Source organism: Citrobacter sp. Cb028, from assembly GCF_030336705.1.
Classification (GTDB): domain Bacteria; phylum Pseudomonadota; class Gammaproteobacteria; order Enterobacterales; family Enterobacteriaceae; genus Citrobacter; species Citrobacter braakii.
Genome location: NZ_JAOWCZ010000019.1, coordinates 41143 through 64389, shown reverse-complemented (window position 1 = coordinate 64389; position 23247 = coordinate 41143). Strand labels below are relative to the sequence as shown.

33 protein-coding genes and 1 pseudogene are annotated in these 23247 nt (G+C 53.4%); 30 read left to right on the top strand and 4 right to left on the bottom strand.

Annotation, left to right across the window (positions count from 1 at the left end; all coding sequences use genetic code 11):
- Positions 1 to 58 precede the first annotated feature (58 nt).
- Positions 59 to 982 carry a cation diffusion facilitator family transporter gene (locus OGV75_RS01045; protein WP_000167917.1) on the top strand — a complete coding sequence of 308 codons (924 nt, stop codon included), beginning with the start codon at positions 59 to 61 and terminating at the stop codon, positions 980 to 982.
- A gap of 121 nt (positions 983 to 1103) precedes the next feature.
- On the opposite strand, the pseudogene OGV75_RS01040 reads toward OGV75_RS01045, so the two are convergent.
- A pseudogene (locus OGV75_RS01040) lies at positions 1104 to 1220 on the bottom strand (hypothetical protein); the annotation flags it as partial.
- A gap of 24 nt (positions 1221 to 1244) precedes the next feature.
- On the opposite strand from OGV75_RS01040, the gene relB reads away from it, so the two are divergent.
- The 3 genes from relB to OGV75_RS01025 all read left to right on the top strand — a co-directional run bounded on the left by relB (position 1245) and on the right by OGV75_RS01025 (position 2001).
- The gene (gene relB, locus OGV75_RS01035) at positions 1245 to 1484 is read left to right on the top strand and encodes a type II toxin-antitoxin system antitoxin RelB (protein WP_000534858.1); all 240 of its coding nucleotides are present in this window, start codon (positions 1245 to 1247) and stop codon (positions 1482 to 1484) included.
- On the top strand, positions 1484 to 1771 hold the full coding sequence (gene relE / locus OGV75_RS01030; protein ID WP_000323025.1) for a type II toxin-antitoxin system mRNA interferase RelE: 288 nt from the start codon (positions 1484 to 1486) through the stop codon (positions 1769 to 1771). The genes relB and relE overlap by 1 nt, the downstream gene beginning before the upstream one ends.
- 71 nt (positions 1772 to 1842) lie before the next feature.
- The gene (locus OGV75_RS01025; protein ID WP_008325141.1) at positions 1843 to 2001 is read left to right on the top strand and encodes a type I toxin-antitoxin system Hok/Gef family toxin; all 159 of its coding nucleotides are present in this window, start codon (positions 1843 to 1845) and stop codon (positions 1999 to 2001) included.
- A gap of 274 nt (positions 2002 to 2275) precedes the next feature.
- Here the strand turns inward: OGV75_RS01025 and OGV75_RS01020 are convergent, their stop codons facing one another.
- Positions 2276 to 2761: a hypothetical protein gene (locus OGV75_RS01020; protein ID WP_008325142.1), complete on the bottom strand. Its 486-nt coding sequence runs from the start codon at positions 2759 to 2761 to the stop codon at positions 2276 to 2278.
- 624 nt (positions 2762 to 3385) lie between these two features.
- On the opposite strand from OGV75_RS01020, the gene OGV75_RS01015 reads away from it, so the two are divergent.
- From OGV75_RS01015 to OGV75_RS01005, 3 genes are all read left to right on the top strand, one after another.
- A complete protein-coding gene (locus OGV75_RS01015; protein WP_104652231.1) occupies positions 3386 to 3748 on the top strand; it encodes a hypothetical protein in 363 nt (120 codons plus the stop codon).
- An 85-nt stretch (positions 3749 to 3833) separates the two neighbouring features.
- Positions 3834 to 4100: a hypothetical protein gene (locus OGV75_RS01010; protein ID WP_008324972.1), complete on the top strand. Its 267-nt coding sequence runs from the start codon at positions 3834 to 3836 to the stop codon at positions 4098 to 4100.
- Positions 4101 to 4116: 16 nt separating this feature from the next.
- Positions 4117 to 4938, top strand: coding sequence for a DUF932 domain-containing protein (locus OGV75_RS01005; protein ID WP_008324970.1), 822 nt, complete (start codon positions 4117 to 4119; stop codon positions 4936 to 4938).
- 35 nt (positions 4939 to 4973) lie between these two features.
- On the opposite strand, the gene OGV75_RS01000 is transcribed toward OGV75_RS01005, so the two are convergent.
- Positions 4974 to 5504 carry a lytic transglycosylase domain-containing protein gene (locus OGV75_RS01000; protein WP_104652230.1) on the bottom strand — a complete coding sequence of 177 codons (531 nt, stop codon included), beginning with the start codon at positions 5502 to 5504 and terminating at the stop codon, positions 4974 to 4976.
- Between the two features lie 665 nt (positions 5505 to 6169).
- Here OGV75_RS01000 and OGV75_RS00995 point away from each other — a divergent pair.
- Positions 6170 to 6562 (top strand): relaxosome protein TraM, encoded by a 393-nt coding sequence (locus tag OGV75_RS00995; protein WP_008324961.1) that lies wholly within the window; start codon positions 6170 to 6172, stop codon positions 6560 to 6562.
- Between the two features lie 32 nt (positions 6563 to 6594).
- On the opposite strand, the gene OGV75_RS00990 is transcribed toward OGV75_RS00995, so the two are convergent.
- Complete coding sequence (locus OGV75_RS00990) at positions 6595 to 7236, bottom strand: Arc family DNA-binding protein (protein WP_286480275.1); 642 nt, start codon at positions 7234 to 7236, stop codon at positions 6595 to 6597.
- Positions 7237 to 7432: 196 nt separating this feature from the next.
- Between OGV75_RS00990 and OGV75_RS00985 the strand changes: the two genes are divergently transcribed.
- From OGV75_RS00985 to trbB, 22 genes are all read left to right on the top strand, one after another.
- On the top strand, positions 7433 to 7786 hold the full coding sequence (locus OGV75_RS00985) for a type IV conjugative transfer system pilin TraA (RefSeq protein WP_104652443.1): 354 nt from the start codon (positions 7433 to 7435) through the stop codon (positions 7784 to 7786).
- Positions 7787 to 7788: 2 nt separating this feature from the next.
- The gene (gene traL / locus OGV75_RS00980; protein ID WP_008324958.1) at positions 7789 to 8091 is read left to right on the top strand and encodes a type IV conjugative transfer system protein TraL; all 303 of its coding nucleotides are present in this window, start codon (positions 7789 to 7791) and stop codon (positions 8089 to 8091) included.
- A gap of 5 nt (positions 8092 to 8096) precedes the next feature.
- Positions 8097 to 8681, top strand: coding sequence for a TraE/TraK family type IV conjugative transfer system protein (locus OGV75_RS00975; protein WP_008324957.1), 585 nt, complete (start codon positions 8097 to 8099; stop codon positions 8679 to 8681).
- 11 nt (positions 8682 to 8692) lie between these two features.
- On the top strand, positions 8693 to 9433 hold the full coding sequence (traK, locus tag OGV75_RS00970; RefSeq protein WP_286480274.1) for a type-F conjugative transfer system secretin TraK: 741 nt from the start codon (positions 8693 to 8695) through the stop codon (positions 9431 to 9433).
- The gene (gene traB, locus OGV75_RS00965) at positions 9430 to 10827 is read left to right on the top strand and encodes an F-type conjugal transfer pilus assembly protein TraB (RefSeq protein ID WP_159137309.1); all 1398 of its coding nucleotides are present in this window, start codon (positions 9430 to 9432) and stop codon (positions 10825 to 10827) included. Before traK ends, traB begins: the two co-directional genes overlap by 4 nt.
- A gap of 8 nt (positions 10828 to 10835) precedes the next feature.
- A complete protein-coding gene (locus tag OGV75_RS00960; protein WP_137366884.1) occupies positions 10836 to 11318 on the top strand; it encodes a hypothetical protein in 483 nt (160 codons plus the stop codon).
- Positions 11315 to 11719 carry a hypothetical protein gene (locus tag OGV75_RS00955; RefSeq protein WP_159137308.1) on the top strand — a complete coding sequence of 135 codons (405 nt, stop codon included), beginning with the start codon at positions 11315 to 11317 and terminating at the stop codon, positions 11717 to 11719. The genes OGV75_RS00960 and OGV75_RS00955 overlap by 4 nt, the downstream gene beginning before the upstream one ends.
- Positions 11720 to 11779: 60 nt before the next feature.
- Positions 11780 to 12337 (top strand): type IV conjugative transfer system lipoprotein TraV, encoded by a 558-nt coding sequence (traV, locus tag OGV75_RS00950; RefSeq protein ID WP_008325086.1) that lies wholly within the window; start codon positions 11780 to 11782, stop codon positions 12335 to 12337.
- A complete protein-coding gene (gene traC, locus OGV75_RS00945; protein ID WP_104652358.1) occupies positions 12334 to 14937 on the top strand; it encodes a type IV secretion system protein TraC in 2604 nt (867 codons plus the stop codon). Before traV ends, traC begins: the two co-directional genes overlap by 4 nt.
- Positions 14934 to 15350: a type-F conjugative transfer system protein TrbI gene (gene trbI, locus OGV75_RS00940; RefSeq protein ID WP_008325088.1), complete on the top strand. Its 417-nt coding sequence runs from the start codon at positions 14934 to 14936 to the stop codon at positions 15348 to 15350. Before traC ends, trbI begins: the two co-directional genes overlap by 4 nt.
- Positions 15347 to 15982 (top strand): type-F conjugative transfer system protein TraW, encoded by a 636-nt coding sequence (traW, locus tag OGV75_RS00935; RefSeq protein ID WP_104652357.1) that lies wholly within the window; start codon positions 15347 to 15349, stop codon positions 15980 to 15982. The genes trbI and traW overlap by 4 nt, the downstream gene beginning before the upstream one ends.
- Positions 15979 to 16299, top strand: coding sequence for a hypothetical protein (locus OGV75_RS00930; protein ID WP_008325090.1), 321 nt, complete (start codon positions 15979 to 15981; stop codon positions 16297 to 16299). The genes traW and OGV75_RS00930 overlap by 4 nt, the downstream gene beginning before the upstream one ends.
- 74 nt (positions 16300 to 16373) lie before the next feature.
- A complete protein-coding gene (locus OGV75_RS00925; protein WP_223870245.1) occupies positions 16374 to 16919 on the top strand; it encodes a hypothetical protein in 546 nt (181 codons plus the stop codon).
- A 107-nt stretch (positions 16920 to 17026) separates the two neighbouring features.
- Positions 17027 to 17248 (top strand): hypothetical protein, encoded by a 222-nt coding sequence (locus OGV75_RS00920; protein ID WP_104652355.1) that lies wholly within the window; start codon positions 17027 to 17029, stop codon positions 17246 to 17248.
- A gap of 55 nt (positions 17249 to 17303) precedes the next feature.
- Positions 17304 to 17627 (top strand): hypothetical protein, encoded by a 324-nt coding sequence (locus OGV75_RS00915; RefSeq protein WP_008325099.1) that lies wholly within the window; start codon positions 17304 to 17306, stop codon positions 17625 to 17627.
- Positions 17624 to 18622 carry a conjugal transfer pilus assembly protein TraU gene (gene traU, locus OGV75_RS00910; RefSeq protein WP_008325100.1) on the top strand — a complete coding sequence of 333 codons (999 nt, stop codon included), beginning with the start codon at positions 17624 to 17626 and terminating at the stop codon, positions 18620 to 18622. The genes OGV75_RS00915 and traU overlap by 4 nt, the downstream gene beginning before the upstream one ends.
- A 10-nt stretch (positions 18623 to 18632) precedes the next feature.
- A complete protein-coding gene (gene trbC, locus OGV75_RS00905; protein ID WP_286480272.1) occupies positions 18633 to 19253 on the top strand; it encodes a type-F conjugative transfer system pilin assembly protein TrbC in 621 nt (206 codons plus the stop codon).
- On the top strand, positions 19250 to 21106 hold the full coding sequence (gene traN / locus OGV75_RS00900) for a type-F conjugative transfer system mating-pair stabilization protein TraN (RefSeq protein ID WP_286480271.1): 1857 nt from the start codon (positions 19250 to 19252) through the stop codon (positions 21104 to 21106). Before trbC ends, traN begins: the two co-directional genes overlap by 4 nt.
- Complete coding sequence (gene traF / locus OGV75_RS00895) at positions 21103 to 21885, top strand: type-F conjugative transfer system pilin assembly protein TraF (protein WP_286480269.1); 783 nt, start codon at positions 21103 to 21105, stop codon at positions 21883 to 21885. The genes traN and traF overlap by 4 nt, the downstream gene beginning before the upstream one ends.
- Positions 21886 to 21895: 10 nt before the next feature.
- On the top strand, positions 21896 to 22345 hold the full coding sequence (locus tag OGV75_RS00890; protein WP_286480268.1) for a hypothetical protein: 450 nt from the start codon (positions 21896 to 21898) through the stop codon (positions 22343 to 22345).
- The gene (locus OGV75_RS00885) at positions 22342 to 22569 is read left to right on the top strand and encodes a hypothetical protein (RefSeq protein WP_008324899.1); all 228 of its coding nucleotides are present in this window, start codon (positions 22342 to 22344) and stop codon (positions 22567 to 22569) included. The genes OGV75_RS00890 and OGV75_RS00885 overlap by 4 nt, the downstream gene beginning before the upstream one ends.
- Entirely contained in the window at positions 22559 to 23158 is a 600-nt protein-coding gene (gene trbB, locus OGV75_RS00880) for an F-type conjugal transfer protein TrbB (RefSeq protein ID WP_286480267.1), read from the top strand. Before OGV75_RS00885 ends, trbB begins: the two co-directional genes overlap by 11 nt.
- Positions 23159 to 23247: the final 89 nt, after the last annotated feature.

The window sequence follows — 23247 nt, the reverse complement described above, 5'->3', positions numbered from 1 at the left end:
TTAATTATCTATCATGGATAGAAATGTGAGTTAGTCGTCCTATTTTAGGAAGTTAATAATGACTAAAACAAAAGGGTTACCTCGTCCGCTGACGCACTACGCTTGGCTTTCCATTGCCACGGCTATTGCCACTATCGGACTCAAAGGTGTGGCGTGGAAAATGACCGGTTCGGTCGGTCTGCTATCTGATGCCATCGAATCCGTAGTTAACCTCGCAGGAGCCCTAATGGCGCTCTGGATGCTGACCTTGGCTGCGCTTCCGGCCGATGAGAACCATGCATATGGGCACGGCAAAGCCGAATATTTCTCGAGTGCTTTCGAAGGATTTCTGATCCTATTGGCGGCAGCCAGTATCGCCTATACCGCAGTTGAGCGGATGTTAACTCCACAGCCGCTTGAGGAGATTGGTCTCGGATTACTGGTTTCAACAGTCGCATCAATCCTTAATTTTGTGACGGCTCGCATTTTGTTAAGGGCTGGCAGGCAGCACAACTCTATCACTCTTGAGGCAGATGCTCATCACCTGCTGACCGATGTCTGGACGTCGGTCGGTGTCATTTTTGGTGTCGGACTGGTTTATCTGACCGGCTGGTTTTGGGTCGATCCGATCGTTGCATTGCTGGTCGCAGCCAACATCGTTTGGACTGGTTATCAGCTTATGAGTCGTTCAGCTGCAGGTCTGATGGACGTATCGCTACCCACGGAAGAACTCAAAAAAATCGAGTCACTGCTGGCAGGATATCGTGAACAGGGGCTTGATTTCCATGCACTACGTACACGCCAGGCTGGCGGGCGGGCGTTTATGACAATGCACATCCTAGTTCCTGGGCGATGGACTGTTCAATATGGGCACGACTGGGCCGAGCGTATAGAGAATGATATCCGCACCGCACTGCCTTTTATCCATATCACCACTCATGTGGAACCGTTGGAAGATCCCGCGTCAATGAACGACCAAACGCTCGACATTTCTGATCACTAAACTAACCACATGTCGCTGGTCGGGCAGGGTAACAAACCTCGCTCTACAAAAATTTCAGGTATTCTCTATAATTCTGAGGGTACTTGATGTGACCTGCGCCCAATTGTTGGGCACGCAATATTTTTAAAAAGTCCGCTTCTGGCACAAAGCGGACAGTGATCACCGTTCTTACGACTACTTTCTGACTTACTTCGTGACTTGCCCTAAGCATGTTGTAGTGCGATACTTGTAATGACATTTGTAATTACAAGGGGTGTAAGACATGGGTAGCATTAACCTACGTATTGACGATGAACTTAAAGCGCGTTCTTACGCCGCGCTTGAAAAAATGGGCGTAACTCCTTCTGAAGCGCTTCGTCTCATGCTCGAGTATATCGCTGACAATGAACGCTTGCCGTTCAAACAGACACTCCTGAGTGATGAAGATGCTGAACTTGTGGAGATAGTGAAAGAACGACTTCGTAATCCTAAGCCAGTACGTGTGACGCTGGATGAACTCTGATGGCGTATTTTCTGGATTTTGACGAGCGGGCACTAAAGGAATGGCGAAAGCTGGGCTCGACGGTACGTGAACAGTTGAAAAAGAAGCTGGTTGAAGTACTTGAGTCACCCCGGATTGAAGCAAACAAGCTCCGTGGTATGCCTGATTGTTACAAGATTAAGCTCCGGTCTTCAGGCTATCGCCTTGTATACCAGGTTATAGACGAGAAAGTTGTCGTTTTCGTGATTTCTGTTGGGAAAAGAGAACGCTCGGAAGTATATAGCGAGGCGGTCAAACGCATTCTCTGAACCAAAGCATGACATCTCTGTTTCGCACCGATGGTGACACTTCTGCTTTGCGTTGACAGGAGAAGAAGGCCATGAAACTGCCGCGAAACACCCTGCTCTGGTGTGTATTGATAGTGTGTCTCACACTGCTGATATTCACTTACCTGACCCGGAAATCGCTCTGCGAAATTCGCTACAGGGACACGAACAGGGAGGTGGCGGCTTTTATGGCTTACGAATCCGCTAAGTAGCTAACCCCGGCGGGGGAATCCCCCGCCATTCAGGAACTGATGATGTCTGACATGCCTGAAGCGCCTTTATGAAGGGGTTGCCGGTTCGCTGGCAGCCCCTTTTTCCACTTCTGGTGCGACCGCACGCATGAACAACCAGAAAGGAAGGTTCCCTCCAGGGGAACGGGGCAGGGCGGCAGCGCCTCCGGCGCGCCCGCTCTCTTCCCTTCATGTATTACCTCTGTATTACATATTAATGCTACTGTACGCATCCATTAGCATTAATATGGGAAGGTTATTTTTCCCTGTTCCGTGCTGAACGGATGCCTGCCTGATAATTCTTTTTCACACTTTCAATATCACTGAGCGTTGAAGCCTGGCAGGAATGTGCAGCAAGACGGTAGCGGGCGGCAATTTCATCAAGGATGGCAGGGGTGTTGTCTCTGCTGCGATGCTGGCGACCTTTCTGGCCAAAAATGCTGACGATGATGTCCTGACTGCCCGAACGTCCGAAAAGACGCATGCAAAGACGCTTTACAATCAGTGGAGTTAAATCCAGATCGATGTCGTCTGCGATTTCAAAAATAAAACTCAGCATCCGGTACGTTTTATAGCGTTTAACTGCTGCGCTGAGACGTGCAGCCCTCTGAGGGAATTCCCATGATTCATCGGAATAACGCTGCAGCTCTGCCTGGTAATCTCTGGCCAGATGTTCGAGGGTGTACTTAAAGTTGCGGTAAAAATAAGCGCGGGACTGTTCAGTCTGAGATTCTTCAGCCATTTATGGACCGTAGATTAATGCTAGTGTATGCGTACATTAGCATTAATAATTAAAGTCTTCAAACCTCCCTCGCCTCGCCGGAGATCTGAATGCGGAAGTGATGGCACTGCTCTCTCATGGCCTGAAACAGAAAAACGGGCAGGGCGATGGCCCCCTTCGGCTCCCGGCCAGCGCTGCTGTCCGGTCGTCGAGCCCCACTCCGCCAGGGCAGCTGCTGCGCACCCGCCAGTCTCCGCCGAATCCCTTCGGGGTTCGGGCTTCGCTAGGGTCTGATGGCGAAGGTCAACCCCTGGCTTGCTGCGACCGTGCCGGTCGCGCCGCCCTGACCGCGACGGTGTGACTGTCGCTTTAAGGCCGCCACGCCGTTCCGACGTGTCGGGTGTGTGCACCCTGTTCCCCCGGTGAGGCCATCGTCCCGTGTGTCCTCACGCGGAGGGCTGGTCGTAGCACCGTCGGGTCGTCATCCAAGGGGTGAAATGCACTCCGCCAAAACTTTTTGCGAGTATCCGCAAAAACTTTTGTCTGCGCCCCTTTCCTTCCTCCCTTCGCCGTTGCTCCTTTGCCCTTTGCCGCGAGAGAACTCACCAGGGAGATGGACAACCATCACCACAGGAGAAAACCAGGATGCACACACGAAACGTCAACGTCAAAACCGCCGCTCAAGAATCTTCCAGGAAGATGGGGGGCGAACTACCTCCGCTGAGAGGTCTGGCACTGCGCATTCAGTGGGGTAAAGCGCACGTGATGCGTGTTATCGACGCCGTGAAAGCGAAAAACGAGGCGCTGGATGTTGTTTTTGAGGCGATGCTTGAAGGCTACGGCGATTTTGCCAGTGGTAAGCATACCCCTCCGCATATGTTTTCAGACGTTCCGGAGCTGGTAAGTGCGTGGCATAGCGGATGGGCACAGGCCGCTGGCGTCGAGGAAACGTCGAATTGTGCCTGCTGCCAGAGCGGCAGCGGTGAACCCTGCCCGTATCACGATTAACGAACGGGCAGTGACTGCTGCCCCATGAACTGTCCCCGCGTCATTTTCGCAGGGAATAACCCGGACAACCCGAGGAGTACACCCTATGAACGTTAACACCCCTACCGGAACATGTGATTCAGACCTCACTCCGTCCCAGTTCACGGATCTGTTTTGCTGGGTCCTGGCTGCATCGGAAGGGGAGCCACAACCAGGTATTTTTACACCGCCAGCGAATGCCTCTGAGCTGACGTTAATTGATTACGAATGCCCGGATTATATCTCTGTCTGGGTAGTCGACGGGTGTCCGGTAGCAGCTGCAGCGCCGCTGGATAATTTCCATCGCGTTATTTCTTCATCTCTCACTAAATAATCAGGAGTAAATAATTATGGTCAGTTTCGCAAGCCGCTATCGTATGCCAACATCAATCCGTAAAGACCGCCCGCTGACGAATGACGAATTACAGCGCATTGTTCCGAGTGCGTTCTCTGAGGAAAAGCACGATTCTCGTTCAGAGCGTTATACGTATATTCCAACGATTGTCATTCTTGACCGATTACGTGATGAAGGTTTTCAGCCATATTATGCAACCCAGTCCCGTACGCGTGACCAGGATAAACGCGACTTTACAAAGCATATGCTCCGCCTGCGTCGTCATGACCAGATTAACGGAAAGGAAGTACCGGAAATTATTCTGCTGAATAGCCATGATGGTTCAAGTAGCTATAAAATGATCCCCGGTATGTTCCGTCAGGTTTGTAGTAATGGCCTGGTTGCATGGAAGGATTTTGGCGAAATTCGCGTGCCACACAAAGGAGATATTGTCGGGCAGGTTATCGAAGGTGCTTACACGGTGCTGGAAACATTTGACGCGGTCGATGAAAATATTGACCTGATGAAAAGCATTCAGCTTACTTTGCCTGAGCAGCGCCTTTTTGGCGCAACAGCCCTGGAACTTAAGTATGACGGAAAACCGGCACCAATAACGCCGGAGCAAATTATTAACCCCCGCCGTGTTCTCGATAAAGGGCAGGATTTATGGACAACATTTAACGTGGTGCAGGAAAATGTGATCCGTGGGGGGATTCGTGGCAGAACGCCAAAAGGGAAGATGACCAGAACGCGGGAAGTCTCCGGAATAGATGGTGACATCAAATTAAATCAGGTTCTCTGGAAAATGGCCGAAGAGTTTGCAAAACTCAAAGCCTGAGAAAAAGCCGCTCCTATGAGCGGTTTTTTATTTTATTAATTTTTGTTGATAACGATTTTTTCGGTTTTCCTCGCTGCTGACACTGAGGGGGGCTCTGATGATTGTTCCAGTATTGTTTTTCTGGCGAGCAGAATACGGTAGATGTTTTTTATTTCTGTAGCGTAGGCACGTCGTTTTTTTATCATCACATCACGTGGCCCTGTATTATACATTCCAACGCTGTCCCAGTTTTTCCCGTAGGACTGGAAGTTGTGCGCCAGAACCCACGCACCCGAGTAAACGCATATGCATGGATCTTTTAATAGTCGATCGCGGGTAATATTAAACTTTTTAAGTTTACTGTAATGATAACTGTTCACCTGCATCCCGCAGACATCTTCTGATCCATCGTTGTTTGATCCATTTACCGCAGACGCTTTAAGACGACTCTCTTTAATTGAAATTGCCATAAGCAGCAGCGGATCTATTTGATAGTCTCTCCCCGCCTGGTCAAAACACATCTGCGGTGCGGCGAATATCGATAGTGAGAACATCATCAACAGGATGGGGAATTTCGTTATTTTCATTTTATGGACCTTATGTCGATCATAAACCGGTATACGCTGCGCAATAAAAAATACTCCGCCAGATCATTTGAATCAAGATAATTCCCTACAAACGCGCGGAAGCGCTCTGAATCATGCATTCAGCCACGCTCTCAAATACCAGTTACAACCCGGGCACACTTATTTACTTGCCGCTCTTTGCTAACCCTTTAAAACATCACACCCCACGCAAGATTTCATCTTGCAGTTTTTCTCTTTGAATTCAGTGAAATAACTTATGCCATTATGCGGAAAGTTGGAATATGTGGGAAAAAGGTGTGTGGATTACCACACCTTGCAGTGCCTGATTACCACACCTTGCAGTGCCTGATTGCCACACCTTGCAGTGCCTGATTAGGCACTGTAAAGTGTGGGGATTGTGTGTATCCTGATAATAGAGTAGGTTAGTGATATGCAGTGCCTAATCCACACACCTGATGGTGCCTGATGCATACACATCACAGTGCCTAATCCACACACCTGATGGTGCCGGATGCACACACATCACAGTGCCGGATTAACACACACATTTAAATCAGAACAGTCTTTATATGAACGCATTCTTCAGGTTGAGGGTGAATTTACTCACATGAAAAATGGTCGACAGTGCCGTATCCGGCACTGCATGAAAAAATCAGGGAAATATTATGCCGCGCAAGAACATATACTTCAAAGATAAAATCGACAGGGAAATACAGGATATACTGGATATTGAACTTCAGAAGGGCGCAACCACCTCTGAAATGAACTATTCTTCAATAGTCAATGAACTTGTCCGGCTTGGTCTTATGGTTTATAAATCCAAAGAAGAGGGGTCAACCTTCGACCTTGATGGATTCCGCCGCGACCTGATAAAGAAAGTATCAGGCTCGCGGGAAGGTATTATGATTCTGACTGCACTGGTCTCTGAAATCTATGTTAACCTCAAGGGGCAACAGGCGGGAGTTTCACTTGATGACCTGATAAACAATAACATCAGCGCCATTAATATTGCTGAAGACGCAGCAGAGAAACAGCACTTCATTATCGATGATAAATAGCACGAGAGGCCGGACGACCCGGCCTCCGTCGATCACTGCGCGCCATCCTTATCCCACGGAAGCGCGCTTTTTTCTGCCTCATTAATTTTTTCTTTTAAGTAACTCTCAAATTCCATGCACAGCACTTTCAGGGCTTGAGCATCCTCATTCTGTTCAAGTACCCGCCCTGTAAAATATTTCAGTGTACTCATCAACCTCGTCAGCATTTCATCATTCAGACTGCGCCTGTGAACCCTGGCCATTGTGCGAATCTCTTCGGCAAGATTCCCCGGAATACGCATGCTATATCCTGTTGTCTTACCCGGAAGTAATATTCGCTCACCCTCACGCCACACCCAAAGATGCTCCGCAGGGGGACTATCCCTTTTATTTACCTCCCCGCAACGTGTATCCACATCAAGCAGGTTATACAGCCAGTCTTCAAACTTCACCGCCAGAGAAATCAGTCTCTCACCTTCCGCCGTTTTAATAACAGGAATATCCGGCTGATAATTCAGAGACAATAACAGGCGTGCAATAATTTCGTCATTAACACTTCTCTTTCCTGCTCTGGCACACACTCTCAGCTCCATCAGTAAATTATCCGGCGCCCGCAGTCGCCACTCAACAGCCTCACCCGGGCGGAACTTACGCGGCCTTCCCCGGCCACCCCACATTTTCTCTTTTACTTTCATTGCTATAGATCTCGCATTCAACACTCCAACAACCTGAATGACCAAGCCTACTCACTTATATATTCAGAAAAATCCTAAATATTTTAGATAATGTGACATGTGTCACAGTTTTTTTTTTTTAGAGTCATGGGACAATATCGCGTGCGTAAACAAGCACTTACGTACACTCATTTTGTTTACATCCGGAGAAACAAGCATGTCCACAAACGGTAATGCCCTTAATGTCATGAAGGGATGGGCGGTAGCGTCTTTATTTCGTAAAGCTCGCGAAAACCGACAGTTAAAAAAATTTATTAAAAACGGAGGGTTGATTTTAATTTCACTTATGGTCGCACACCCGGCTCTGGCCAGCGGAACTGATTTACTTGCATCACAAAACACAACCGTTAACTCAACCTTCGGTTCTGGCTCTTCCATTGTAAAATGGTTTTATATTGCCGAAATTATCATGGGCCTGTTTATTTACATCAAAGTACGCTCACCGATGGTCTTTGTCGGTATTGTTATGTGTATCATTTTCACCCGCGTCGCTTTCAGTATTGCGAGCTGACCATGAACGGGGAAGAGGATAAATACTACTTCCCGGAAACACTCAATCAGCAGGAACGCTATTTCGGTCTCCCTCTCGATGAACTGTTAATTGTCGCACCTTTAATTATCCTGGGTGTGCTGAACAATATGTCACTGGAGCTTTCTGTTATCGCGGGCCTGCTGTGGGCAACCATCAGATATCTGAAAAAAGGTCAGGGGTCATTCTGGCTGCTGAATTTCTGCTACTGGCATCTTCCCTCTTTTTTATTCAGGGTGACCTTCAGGCAGATACCTGATTCAAGTTTCCGGCACTGGAGAGCGTAATTACTATGAAGCTTAAAATTAAAGGTGAACGCGATAAACAACTCAGTTATGCGTTTATTGCGCTGGCCTCATTGCTTCTGCTGAGTGGGGTGGGAAATGTGCTGACCGGCTCTCTGGCGTGGCATTTTGCCACCACACAGAAAACCGTCACCACGCCCATGTCTTTTAATCAACCCTTCACCTCAGATGCTTCCGGCGCAGATGCCACCGGTATGACCATGTTCGCCTCTGCCTTTATATACTGGCGACTGAATGTCAGCCCGGAGAACGTCGACAATAACCAGAAAATGCTGCTCGGTTTCGTCCCCTCCGTCGAACGGGATGAACTGAAAAAAGCGCTCGATATTGAAGCTGAACGCATCAAAAAAGGGGGGATAACCACCCGCTTTGATACGAAAGAAATCCGTGTCATGGATGCGCCTGGTGTGGTCGAATTCAGCGGTACGCTGAAATCCTCCACAACAAACGGCGCCATCACCATTCCGCTTAAAGACCTGGAAAAAACATACCGACTGAAAATCCGTTACATCGACGGGCTGGTCACACTTCACCAGTTCGAAGAACTCCAGCCGGTCACCACCACAAACTGACAGGACTGCCCATGAAAAACGCAATTTCACCGGCAGCTGCTGCTGTGTTACTGGCAACGGGACTTTTTACCAGCGGCCTTCTGGCCGCTTCCGCTCCCGCCGCCATTCCGTTTGAGAACGACGCCGCCTTTAATGTCACGCTCAGCAACACCAACCCGACCAAAGTTGTTGTTAACGGAGAACTTATCACCAGCATCAGCGGCCCATCCGGTGCCTATGACCAGAGCCAGACCGATGACGGCGCCCTTATTCTGTCGCCACTTGTCGCTCAGAATTTTACTGTCTTTATCCAGACTGACCACGGGTCTTCCCTGAGCCTTAACGTCCGTCCTCAACCCGGAAACGGGAAAACGCTGCGCTTTACCCCGATGTCACCGCCACTGCGCAGGAATGACGATGCAAAAGCCTGGGAAGAGGGACAGAGCTACGAAAAAACGCTGGTCTCTCTGTCCCGTGCCATCGTTAACGGCCAGGTGCCTGATGACTATCAGGAATACCCGGTCAGCCGCATGACGGCATACCACCCGGGCGCAACCGTTCGTCTGACGCCGGAACGTCAGTTCGTGGGCAACCATCTGCGCATTGTGCGTTTTCGGATGAGCAATCCCGGCAATATCACACAGAGTCTGCGAGAGCGTGATTTCTGGCAGAAAGGGGTTCGCGCCGTCATGCTCTCACAGCATCAGCTTTATGCGGGCGGAGAAGGATATGCCTGGATTGTGTTTTCAGATGACGGAGAACCACGTTCATGAGTCTGAATGAAAACCTGAAAACCCGCCGCAAACAGATCGCCATCCTGGCGGCAGTAATTGCCTCCGGGGCCGCAATGGCCGGTGGCGTTGCCTGGTACGGGCATTATCAGGAACAGCAGAAAGCACCTCCGCCAGCTGCTGTGCCGAATATGACCGGCGTGGTGACTGCCACGTTTAATGAACAGGTGAACGATGCTGCACTGGCACAACAGCAGGCTAAAACTTCAGCGCTGGAGCAGAATTTCGCCACACTGTCACAACAGTTTGAACAGAACAAACTCGACACGAACGAGAAAATAGCCCGGAAGGACGCTGAAATTCAGCGCCTGACTGAGCAACTTAACCAAAGACCTGCCGGCAGTAACCCGCAGACACCACCTGCAGACCAGAACGGAACACCACTCCCGGGTCCCGTTGCCGCCGGCCAGTCCCGCCCCGCAGAATACTCCGTCACCCCGACAGGAGCACCACCCGCCAGTGGTGCAGTCAATATGGGGCAGGGCGCAGCTTTCTATCCGGGGGGCTCCGGGCAACGTATGACCGGGGGCCTTACCACCTCAAAATTTACCTACGAGAACCTTAAAAAGAAAACCACGAAACTGCCGTGGATACCTTCGGGGTCGTTCTCTGACGCCATTATGATTGAAGGTGCAGACGCCAACGCCAGCGTCACCGGTCAGCAGAATACCCGCCCCGTGACTATCCGGTTGCTGGGGAATATCCAGATGCCCAATAACAAGGAATACAGTGCTGATGGCTGTTTCGTTGTGGGGGAAATCTGGGGGGATATTTCCAGTGAGCGCGGTGAGGTCAGAACCCGGTCTATCAGTTGCGTGCTGAAGAACGGCAAACATATCGATATGGAGTTTGACGGACACGTCAGCTACCAGGGCAAAGGGGGCATCAGAGGGAAGCCGGTTATGCGTAACGGTATGATTGTCGGTTATGCCGGTGCCGCCGGGTTGCTCTCCGGTTTTGGTGAGGGGATTAAATCGGCCGCCACGCCATCGGTCGGCCTCGGGGCCACTGCCGATATCGGTGCCGGTGATGTGTTTAAACAGGGGCTGGGTGGCGGTGCGAGTAAAGCCGCTGACACCCTGAGCCAGTACTGGATAAAACGTGCTGAACAGTATCATCCGATTATTGATATCGGGGCCGGGAACCGCGTCACTGTGGTGTTCCAGAAAGGCTTCCGTCTTGAAACGCTGGAAGATGCTGAGGACGCGAAGGCGAAAGAAGAGCTGCAGAAAGCCGGTAACGCCGCACAGGGTTCTGTGACTCCGCAGCCTGTCAACCAGACCGCCACGCACAGCACCACATCGGTGGGCAACATCAACCCGGATGACGTTCTGCGCCAGGCCAGCCAGCTGCGGCTCGGTGACACAATAAACTGAGGTGGAAGATGGATACAAACCGAAGACTGCTGAACGATATTCGGGTGGACCTGCATATGTGGCAGGCTAACCATTATCCCCCACATCAACAGTGGGTTTACACCTTTTCATTGATATTCGCTTTTGCGAACGGCGGGGTATGGATGTATCTGGACATCACCTGGTGGCTTCAGTGTACAGCCAGCTTTGGGGGAATAATCTTATTTCTGTGCTTATTCAAGCGGCTTTTCGACAGTAAACCCCGGACATGGCCTGATGCTCTGGACAGGAAACTGGCCCGGTATAAACCGCTTGACCCTGTGGCATGGCGGGAGTTACAGGCCTCGGTTGTGGAGAACCGGGTACTTACACGTGAAGCTGTGGAACGCTGGTATGAAAAGGAAAAAGCAACTCAGGTGGAAAGGCTGTCTGGTAAATCATCCGTAACGGGTCGCTTTCAGTTCCTTCATAACCATCCCGACAGCAACCCCGGCAAGGAGAGGAACCAGTGACGTTAAATTCCGAATCCTCCTGCATCATGAAATGTGCTTCTGACCTTCGCCATGTGTTCATTCCTTTTATGGTCTACAGCACTGAACTGACTGTCTGGGCGGTACTGATACGTAAAGGGGTGGTGACGTATGAGTGGAGTAGCTGGCGTGTTGGTCTGCTTGTTGCGCTGTTCCTTCTTTTCTGTACAGCAGCCGTTACTTTCGGGGAACGAATCGAAGGGATTATTTTCACATCCCTGGGGGTTATAGCGCCCTGGCTGATACTGCTTTGCCGTTCTTTGATTTGGGCGTTTATTGATATGAGCATGGCGCGTATGAATGTCGACCTCTTTCTGGCTGGCACTATTTTAAGCGCAGTGGCCCAGGCTGTTTTTATATTAGTCCTGCACCAGAAAAATTAAATCAACCTTATCCGCCCCCATTCCTTACTGGTTCTGCCATAAATTAACCGGAGTTATCCCATGAAAAAACTGATGGGCGCTGCACTGCTGTGCAGCGCGCTGACCGGCTGTGCCGGCATGAATTCTGATTTCGACTGCAATAAAACTGCAACTGACCAGTGCCTGACGACCGGCGAGGCCAACAAACTCGCCGCTCAGGGCAAAAGCCTGGACGAACTTAACGCCGGTAAAACCGCAAAAAAGCCTGCGGGTGAAACCCTGCCGGCACTGCGTAACGTGGCACCTGTCGTGAATGCGTCACGTCCTGTATCAGTCGCAGCAACCGGAACCCCGGCTACTCCGCTCATCGCGCCACGTCCGCTGGCCACGGCACCGGCAGGCACCATGCTGGCGGGCGTGATACCTCGCGTGAGTCCGCGTCCCGTTGTTCCGGTCACCCCTGTTAATACGGCCGGACGCGTACAGGTCCAGCGTATCCCGGATGCGACCCAGCGTCTGTGGATTGCACCGTGGGTGGATACGGACGACAACTTCCATCAGCCTTCTGTGGTTGAGTTTGTGAAAAACAAATCCCACTGGGACGAAAGCTTCCGTGTTATCGGGGAGGGCGGGGAATGAGCAGTGTCCTGGACAGCCTGATGGGGCTGATTGAGAGCGGGCGGCGTAAGGACGGTGCCGCGACCGCGCGTGCCAACCTTGAACAGACCTGGGATTATCCCTCCCTGGTGGCCAGTCTGCCTTATCGCTATTACGATGAAAAAAATGAGCTTTTCATCAATACCGGTACTGCAGGATTTGTTCTGGAACTGGCGCCGTTGCCTGGCGCCAATGAGCAGGTGATGGCCGCGCTGGATGACATGTTGCGTAAAAAACTCCCGCGTAAAACACCGGTCACCGTTGTTCTGACTGCCAGTAAATGTGTGGGCGAGCGTATTGCGCGGGGTGTCAGTACCGATATGTGGAAAGGTCAGATGGCCGATCATCTGAATAAAATTACCCGTGCGTTCTGGGAGCGTTCGGCACTTCACGGACTGGCCAATGAGCGTGAGTACCCGCTCTATCTGCGAAACTACCGTATCTTTATCGTCTACGGTAAAGCGGTGAAACGGTTCTCCCAGCAGGTGATGGATGACCTGGTTCAGATACGCAACACCATTCGCGTTTCCCTGGGGGCGGCGCGGATAGATTCCGTTAACACCGATGTGAATGCCTTCCTGTCGGTCATGCGTGAGCTGATGAACTACCGTCATGAGCAGGTCATGATGTCGCCGGGTGATTATAACGAAGATGAGCTGCTCAACCGTCAGGTGGTCGATCCTGCCATTGACCTGAGTGTTCACCCGTCACATATCCGTATCGAATTACCGGAAAAAATCGAAACAGACGGGACACGACTTCCGGCTTCAGCCTGCCGGATTGTGAATATGCAACTGAGCAAAAATCCCCGCCGGTTCGCACTCTGGCAGGGAGCCGATAACCTGCAGAATCTCCGCTTTCCTGATCTCGGTATTCCGTGCCCGTTTATGATCACCTGGACCACTGAACTGGAGGAGCAGACCAGAAGCCAGAGTGAGGCCTTTCGCAAGGATACGGACCTGTCCAAAAAGGCCAGCTCAGCCTACGGGGCGCTTTTCCCCGGGACCAAAAAAGCGGCAGACGAATGGCGTAGAACCCGTGAACAACTGTCGACCAACGAAATCGCCCTCTGCCGGACCTACTTTAACCTGACGCTGTTCACGCCCGACAATAATACGGAGGCGCAGAAGTGTGAGCTGGCCGCCATTAACGTCTTCCGTAAGAACGAGCTGGAGATGGTTACGGTGCAGTACCAGCAGATGCGTAACTGGCTGGCCGGCTTCCCGTTCGTGATGCAGGAAGGGATGTGGGAAGATCTCAAAATGACGGGGGCCACCCTGCGGGGGAAATCCTGGAACGCCGTGAGCCTGATGCCTGTGGTGGCTGAGCGCCAGTTGTCGCATGTGGGCATGCCGTTGCCGACCTACCGCAACCAGGTGGCTTTCTTTGATATGTTCGGGGAAGAAAACGGCAGCACCAACTTTAACATCGCTGTCACGGGAACCTCGGGGGCCGGTAAGTCATTCCTGACGCAGGGTGTTCTCCGTGATGTCCTGAATGCAGGCGGTTTTGCCTGGGTCATCGATATGGGTGACAGTTACAAGAACTACTGTCACCAGGCTGGCGGGGTTTATCTCGACGGTTCGAAGCTTCGCTTTAACCCGTTTGCTAACGTGAAAGACATCAGGCACTCCGCTGAAGGTATTGTGCGTCTGCTGACGGTACTGGCGAGTCCGACCGAGCCGCTGGATGTTGTGTGTGAAGCGATTCTGCAGAAAGCGGTGATGGATGCGTGGGAGAAAAAAGGCTGTCAGGCGCGTATTGATGACGTTTTCAGTTTCCTGACCAGCGCTGATGTTAATCAGCGCTTTGCCGAAAAACCGACCATCACGGCGCGTCTGGCTGAACTGGCCATGCTGCTGGAAACCTACTGCACCTGGGGACCGGATGGCGAATACTTCAATGCGGACAACCCGACGCTGGATGGTGACACACGTTTTGCCGTTCTGGAGCTGCTGAGTCTGGAGAACAAACCGAAACTGCTCTCGTCCATTCTGTTTTCGCTCATCCTGGCGATTCAGGAAAAGATGTATCACAGCCCGCGTGACCTCAAAAAAGTCTGCATCATCGACGAGGCCTGGCGACTGCTCGGTGGCTCCAATCCACATGCAGCCCGCTTTATTGAAACCGGCTACCGTACTGTGCGCCGTCACCGTGGGGCGTTCATCACCATCACGCAGGGCATCAGGGACTTCAGCGCCAGTAAAGAAGCGGAAGCGGCCTGGAACAACAGTTCGACCAAAATCACCCTCCTGCAGGATGCGAAAGCCTTCAAACAGTACCTCTCCGACAATCCGGACCAGTTCTCGGACATGGAAAAAGAAGTTATCCGGGGTTTCCAGCCTGCACTGCAGACCGGTTACAGCTCGCTGCTTATCAGCGCCGGGGAGTACAGCTCGTTTCATCGCCTGTTTGTCGATCCTGTTACCCGCGCCATGTTCAGTTCCCGTGGGGAGGACTTCGCTTATATGCAGAACGCACAGAAAGCCGGTGCCACGGCAGATGAGGCCGCATATCTGCTGGCCGAGAAGAAGTTCGGTGACGAACTTCGTGAACTTGAAGAATGGGTAAAAGCCGCATGAGTGAACAGAATGAACAACCGTATGAGGCCGCCACTGTCCGCGCAGGTATAAAGCCGCGGGACTGGCTGAAAGCCCGGAGCGTGAAAATAGCCGCCTGTGTGCTGATTTCACAGTTGGTCATGACCGGAATAACGTGGGTATATATGAAATCCACGTCCCCGGACGTGGTGGTCTTCGACATGAAAGGCACCATCGACCTCTTTATGCAGCAGTCGGCACAGCTGCAGCTCGATGAAGGAAAAGCGAAAGTACTGACGGCCCGTTTCAACACGGCAATGTCTGACAGCCTGGCGGCGTGGCAAACCTCGCACAACGCCATCATTCTGGTGAAACCTGCGGTGGTCAGTCCGTTGCCGGATATCACACCCGATATTCGCCGCGACATTGCCCGGCGCACGCAGGAGGGGCAGTGAAGAAACGTCAGCCACTGATGGCATTACTGTTGCTGGCACTGTCAGCCGGCAGTGGTGCCAGAGATCTCGGTACCTGGGGGAACGTCTTTGAACCCGCAGAGCAGGACATGCTGGACTTTATTCAGACCCGACTGAAGGGGATGGAGCAAAGCGGGGAACTCGACCGGTTGCGGGAAGAAGCTACGGCGCGGGTGAAAAAAAATGCCGTTCGCCCGGCCCCGGTTGAGGGGCTGAGCCGGGCCGTGAAATACCGCAGCTTCCCCTGGGACCCGACATTTACCGTGAAAGAAACCATTACGGATATGCAGGGGAAAGTGATTGCCCGTAAAGGTGACACGATCAACCCGCTTGATAAGGTGCCCTTCGCCCAGGTGCTCTATTTCATCGATGGTGATGACCAGGCACAGGTGGAGTGGACCCGAAAGGAAATCGCCGGACAGACGAACAGCAAAGTTATCCTGGTGAACGGCAATATAAAGGAAACCAGTGATGCGCTTGATGAACGTATCTACTTCGACCAGGCAGGTATCCTGACCCGCAAGTTTGGCTTCTCACACATCCCCGCTCGGATATCCCGCGACGGTCGCATGCTGAACGTTGAGGAGATCCCCGTAAAAGGAGCAAAGAAATGACAGCCACAACGTTAGGTGATCTGTTCCCGGAAATGCGTCATGCGGTACCGGGACGGGAAAGAAAAAGCCATCCCACTCCAGAATCGCCGGGGAAACCCGCCCGTCATGTTACCCGTCAGGGAACGGCGGACCGGCTCAAAATGCTGTATCCCGAGATTGAATCCTGGAACCCTGTGCTGGTTACCCAGGCCTGGTTTAACTGGCTCAGGGAAAATCAGATGGCGCTGGTCGAACCGCAGGCGCGTGACGAACGCTTCCCGGACTATCTGGTCGGTCTGATAGTCAGGCATATGCAGGAGACGGAAGCATGGATTTAACGTCGTTCGGCTGCCTTTTATGGGCCCTGCTGGTCGGGCTGCACTGTCTGGCGTCGGGCGCACCGGGAAAAAGGATGCACAGGTATTCCGGTCAATGCGAAGACAGCGGGGCACTGCCCCCGCAGGAGGAAGATGAACAGCCGTCCCCCTTTACGCAGGTAACCGTCAGTGTGGATGCACAGCCGGGCATGTTAACGCGCGATCTGGTGTATTGCCTGGCGCGCGCGGCCGGCGCGTTGCGGACAAACGGACTGCCTGTGAGCACCGACGGATGCCACTATCACGGGGATTATGGTTACACCGGGGTCGCCGTCCCTCAGTATTCAGTGCACTGGCGTGTTCATGCCCGCCTGTGCACTGACCAGCAGGCTTTTTTTCCTGATAAGGACGGTCCGTCACTTCCGCCCTGGCTGGAAATGGCGGGGCGGTTGTCGCAGGGGAGTCTGGCCCGCCATATTTATGTGATCCTCCAGGGGACACCCCGCACCTCCTGCGACACACTGGCCTGGTTTCTGACTGAGGCGGCAGACGCGATTGCGGCGGGCGCGTCAGAGGGCAGCAATTTTGATGAGCACCGCTGTGGTTACGCGTTCCTGGTTATCCGGCCTGCCTCGTTCTGATGTTTCAACCGCCCAGGCACTCAGGCTCTCCGGTGCTCACTGCGTGGCGCTTCGCCTCAGCCGGGCTCCCCTCCCGGTATCTCTTAAAACCCTGACAAGGTAATGCCATGAAAAAAGACCCTGAAGGTGAAAAGGGCCGGAATGTTGCCATCTCGTCATTACGCCACGATGAAGGTTCAGCCAGACAGCTGGATGAGATCCTCAATGAAAATCCGCTCTACAAACCTTCTGCCGTAATGCGCGGCGGCATTCTTGCCCTGTATGAAATGACCCGGGAACAACGGCTGGCCATCATCATGAAAGCGGCCAGCAACGCCCGGAACCACTGATTTTTCCCCACGCCCGCCATCATCCCGGTGGCCCGGGCATATCCGGAGATACCCCATGACCCATTCAACAGCGGTCGGACCGGTGGCGGTGACCCGTGACCGTAACGGCTTCTGGACTCACCCTCGCTATTTTAAGCCTGCTGGCGATGAAGCCTCCCGGGCTGATTTCAATAACTGGCTGCGCCGGAACAATCTGGTCTGCGCACTTTGCTGGCTGGAGAACGACGCCCCTCCCCATGTCACTGACGCCTGGGAGCATGGCGCCTGCGACATCAGTGAGTGGCAGCCCTCCATGCCTGCCGGCGAGGGCTGGTTTACCGGCTCCATTCACGACACGGAAGACGGACCCGTCTGTGTCTGGCTGCGGGAGGCACCATGAAACGCGGTGTCTGGTTTGCCGCGCTGATTCTGGCGCTGACGGTATGGACGCCGGGGCAGGTATCTGCAGCCAGCAGTAATGCCGGGGAGGGGCGGTGGGTAAACCCCATCTCGGATGTCTGCTGGAAGTGCCTGTTCCCGATGTCGGTCGGGAGTATCAAACTGGCGTCCGGACCGCAGCCGGATACCAGCAACCCCTCCATTCCTATTCAGATGTGTTCATACGGTGTGCTGTACCGGATAGGGCTGGCAATTGGCTACTGGGAGCCCACAGCCATGACGGATGTGACCCGCGAGCCCGGGGTGATGGTCAACATGGGGGGATTTAAGATAGACCTCGGGCGGACGGGAACCGGCACCGCCGGTCAGAGCGATCGACCCGCTGCCGGCGCGTTCTACCATGTTCACTGGTATAAATACCCGCTGATTTCGTGGCTGAGCATCATGACCAGCACCGGTTGTTTTCAGGGGGGCGACATGGATATTGCCTACATGTCTGAAGTCGACCCGCTCTGGAATGACAGTACGCTGTCCATGATGATTAACCCGGAGGCCGCACTGTTTGGCAACCTGATTGCGCAGGCGGCCTGTGCGGCCGATGCGGTGGCCAGTACCGCTGGCGTACCGTTATCTCCCCTGTTCTGGTGTGCCGGCAGCCAGGGAAGCATGTATCCCTTTACGGGGTATACCAGCGGGGAGTTTTCGCCGCTGGAATCCTCACTGCTGGTCAGTGAGAGAATGGCCTTCAAGCTGCACCGGGAAGGTCTGGTGATGAATACGGTGGGGGCTGATTATGCCGTGTGTTATCAGTATCCCTCACCCATCGTGCCGAAAGAACGCTGGCGTTACCAGATGGTGAACATGTATCCCGAAACCAACAGCTGCCACGCTTTTGGTGCGAGTACCCAGACCTGGGGGACACCGCACAACGCGCCCCATTCAAAGAAAAATTTCGGTTATCTGCTCTGGCGCAAACGCAACTGCGTCTATACATGAGGTTCCTCCCATGAACAAGACTCTGTACCGGGTACTGCTTGCCAGTGCCCTGATGGCCTGTACGTCGCTGGTTTCAGCCAGTGAGCAGGCAGGTGTGTCCCCCCGGGATATGACGTGGATGAAACAGCAACAGCAGGCGATGGACGCGTTTAAACAGAATCTTCAGGGCCAGACCCTGTCTCTGCCGCCGGAACAACAGGCGCTGATAAACCGGATGCAGGGGGATGTGGCCCGACAGCAGGGAGAACGCCCGGGGGGCGAAAAAAAAATGTTCCCTGCCATCTACTTTGTCAGCCTGGGGCTGCCCCGGGAAGGTCTGTTACCGATGCTCCGGGACGCAAACCGTTACGGTATTCCCGCCACGCTCCGTGGACTGGTAAATAACGACCTGCGACAGACCGCCAGCGCGATGTTTGAACTGTCCAAAGAGGATAAAAACATTGGTGTTCAGATTGACCCGACGCTGTATTCCGAATTCCACATTACGACCATACCGGCTCTGGTGGTGACCTGCCCTGGCCATTTTGATGTGATTCGCGGCAGCCTTCCGCTGAAACAGGCTCTGGAAAGAGTGGCTGAAAACGGGGACTGTGCAGCAACAGCCAGACAACTGTTGAAGGAGGGAGAATGAAATCTCGTCTTGTCGGGGCGCTAATCCTGTTGCCCTCACTGGTGCTGGCAGATGCAACCAGTGATGCCTTTAATGCCGGAGCGGAATTTGGAAAAGGGAATAAGGGACAGGGGACCAGTAGCCTGAAAAATCCGGACGCGGTCACGGGCGATATTCCTGGTTATACCTCAAACCCGCCGGAAAGTGGTTATTACGGCGGCGTGAAAGGCGGTGACGGCGGGCTGGCAGAAAAAGGGCAAAACGCCCTGCAGGACAGCCAGGCCGGCCAGGCGATTATCGACTCCGGGATCAAAAACCCGCTACCGGCGATTGATCCTGAAGCCCCTTTTATTACGGCAGGCAAAAGTGCGGAGTCGAATGCGGGCAATATGATCAACGGGACAGGAAACCCGCAGCAGTGTCAGGAAACCACGGTCTCGAAATCCGTGTTCGACAAGTACACCTGTGAGCGGGATGTGTGGGTGGAACAGAGCTGTAACCGGACGGCAAAAATTGTGATTGAGGGGGACACATCCTGGGAAACTCAGACGCTGGAATACGAGCTGAGCCAGCTGCCCATGCAGGAAATAAACGGACGCAATATCGTCACCATCGTTCCGCAGGTTGGGGGCGAAATTATTCAGGCCACCTATTCATGGCAAAACCAGCATGGTAATAAGCCCCGGTTTTTTATGGATGTTTCCATTCTGGGGGCTGAAATTCCCTGGCACAATAAAGGTAACTTTCAGAATGTCAGCTTCAGCCCCGTACCGGCGACGCTGACCGCCGGTGTGCCCTTTACGTCGTCCCACCCCCATAAGCTCAGGGACGGCTCGGGCACGCAGTCATTTAAAACGCACGTACCGATGAGCATCAGGCTGGTTCTGAGGGTCAAAAAAAACAGCAGTGTGGCCAAAGTAGTGTGGACTGATTCGTGCGGCAATATGTCCGGCAGGGGAGCGACAGTCCCGGTTTCCAGCGTCTGCTCCGTTGCAGGCGGGTACCGCCCGGTCACGATTGATGGTGTCGTCCAGCAGGTCTGGAGCGACTGCTGGGAATACACAGACCAGTATCTGGTTCAGTCAGGATCAAAGGGCACCTGCGAGCCTCTGATGAAGAACCCGGCCTGCACGGTGACCGGCACACAGTGCCTGACGCAGAACGGCGCTTACTGTGAACACGAAAAAGTGAACTATGAATGTCAGCGGACGTTCACGTCTGGTGGCGTGATTTGCGGGGGGGAGTACTTCTGCAAAACGGGGGACTGCAGTGATACCGGCGGGGCCGGGGACAGCGGGTTTGATACGGCGGTGTCAAAACTGGCCGGGCTGGCATCAGCGGCGGATGACGTGAAAAACACCCAGAATGGTATGGATGTCCGCGCGTTCACCGGTCAGGCCACGAGCTGCCGGAAAGCGGTCGCAGGCTTCTCAAACTGCTGCAAGGATTCAGGCTGGGGGCAGGATTCGGGACTGGCGGCCTGCAACAGTGATGAGATGGCACTGGCGAAGGCGAAAGCGAAAAAAATCACCGTCAGTGTGGGAGAACGCTGTGACCGTTCGGTGCTGGGCGTCTGCCTTCAGAAAAGTAAGGTGTACTGCGTGTTCCAGGGAAAACTGGCGCGGATTATCCAGGAACAGGGGCGTCGTGACCAGCTACACGTAGGCTTTGGCAGTGGTAAAAATCCGGACTGCCGGGGGATCTCTGTCAGTGAGCTGCAGGGTATCAATTTCGACTTGATCAATTTCTCAGACTTCTATGAGGACCTGATGAACAACCAGAAAATCCCGGATACCGGGACGCAGGTCAAACTCATCAAGGACCGCATTGCCGCGCAGGTCAATCAGCAGAAAAGTCAGGGAGGCCAGAAATGAAGCCGTGTTTTTATGCGCTGGCGTTACTGGTCGTCAGTCTGTCCGCCACGGCTGAGGACATTGTGACGCCGGCTGACCCGTTTACCGGCTGGTTCTGGTACAACGAGCCGAAAACGCCGCCTGAGAAACCAAAAAAGACATCACCACCGCCCCCGCAGGCGGTTCCCGACCTCAGTAAACTGTCGGCGCAGGAGCAGGCTAAGGTCCTCCGGGGGTACACGATGGAGGCGCTGAACCGCGCCATCCTTTACCCCACTCGGGAGAATACTGCGACGTTCCTGCGCTGGCAGAAATTCTGGACGGACAGGGGGTCGATGTTCAGTCAGTCATTTGCGGCGGCGCAACTCAGCCACCCGGACCTGGATTACAACCTGGAATATCCACACTACAACAGCATGGCCCCGTTCGTGCAGACCCGTGACCAGCAGGCCCGGCAGAATGCAGTGGAACAGATAGCGCAGCGTTACGGCCTTTTCTACTTCTATCGCGGCAGTGACCCGATTGATATCCAGATGGCCGGCGTGGTGGCTGACTTTGCCAAAACCAACGGCATATCGCTGATCCCCGTTTCGGTGGACGGCCAGGTTGCCGCATCGTTGCCACAAAGCCGGCCTGATTCGGGACAGTCCCGCACCATGAGTATCACGCATTTCCCGGCACTGTTTCTGGTTGACCCGAAAGGTAAGACCTTCCGCGCGCTGTCTTACGGCTTCATGACACAGGATGAACTTTCCAAGCGATTCCTGAATGTGTCCACCGGTTTTAAACCCCAGTCTTAAGGATACTCCTGTGAATAAATTTGCCTTTGCGCGTGCCTCCCGGGCACTGCGCCGTGCCGTTTTCTTTTCCCTGGTGACGGCCCCCTCCCTGATGCTGTTTGTCCTGTTCATCATGCTGTCCTTCAACGAGTCGATTGCCGGTCGTTTTCTTTCAGAGGCGAGAACGCTTGTTGCGGATGCCCCGGAAGGAAAAGTGAATCTGCCCGCGTGTCAGGTTGTGCCGCTGCCTCCCGGGGAAAACGGGGCAGAAACGGTGAGACAGATAAATCCCCCCCCTCCGGTCATCTGCACCCGGGCGACTGTCCATGTGGATGCAATGGGCTGGCAGAAAGAGACGGACAGCGCCATTCGTTCCCTGTATCTGACGTCCGCCCTGCTGGGGCTGGTCATCTGGCTGCTCTTCAACGGGTTCCCTGGTGTTTCCATTCCCCATAACGTTTTCAGGAAAATGAAATCATGAAATCATGTGTTGTAAGGCTGGTTCCTCTTTTCTGGTGGGGCATGGTGGCGAAGTGCCTCAGTGAGTTAATTTCGGTGTCCGTGACGTTCACCCAGGGCCTGCTGCTGTGGGCCGGGTATCTGATGTGGGCAGTGGCGGCTGTTTTGCTGGCCATCACCGCCGTGCACGAATGCCGGCTGAAATGGCTCGCCAGACGAGCCCGGGAGGTGACGCATGGCCGGTAAATTCGCTGTTAGTCTGCTTCTTATGTTTCCTCTGCTGGCCGGCGCAGGTGTCCGTGATGAGCTGGCCGCGCTGGATGCCGCAAAAACGAACGTTCCGGCCGGGGTATCTGCCAGACCGCAATCCGCCGTATCACCACAAAGCCTGATGGCGTTACCCGATGGTCGTCAGGCAAATATGAAGGACTATGCGGTGGTGTTGTTTATGCAGGCTCACTGCCAGTACAGCGCAAAATTTGACCCACTGGTTAAAGGCTGGGCCGATCAGCATCAGATAAAAATCTATCCGTATACGCTCGATGGAGGCGGTGATACATCGTTTCCCACACCGCTGATCCCACGTAAGACCGATCCGGCGTCTCCGATAGCCGATGAAATTATCACTTTCTTTGGCAACGGTTTGCCGATTGCCACACCAACGGCGTTCATGGTGAACGTCAATACGCTCAAAGCCTACCCGCTGACCCAGGGGGTGATGGATATTCCCGCCCTTGAAAGCCGTATGGCCAGTCTCATTCAGGCTGACCTGGACAATGTTGACCCGAAAATGCTGCCCCCCATGCCGGCAAGCAGCCAGGTTACCCCTCAGTAAACCAACCGGACTACAAAATGACCTCACATTCGTATGCGTTATCGCGTACCGGGCGCGTCTGGCTTTTATCCAGCGTGACGTTGCCTGTG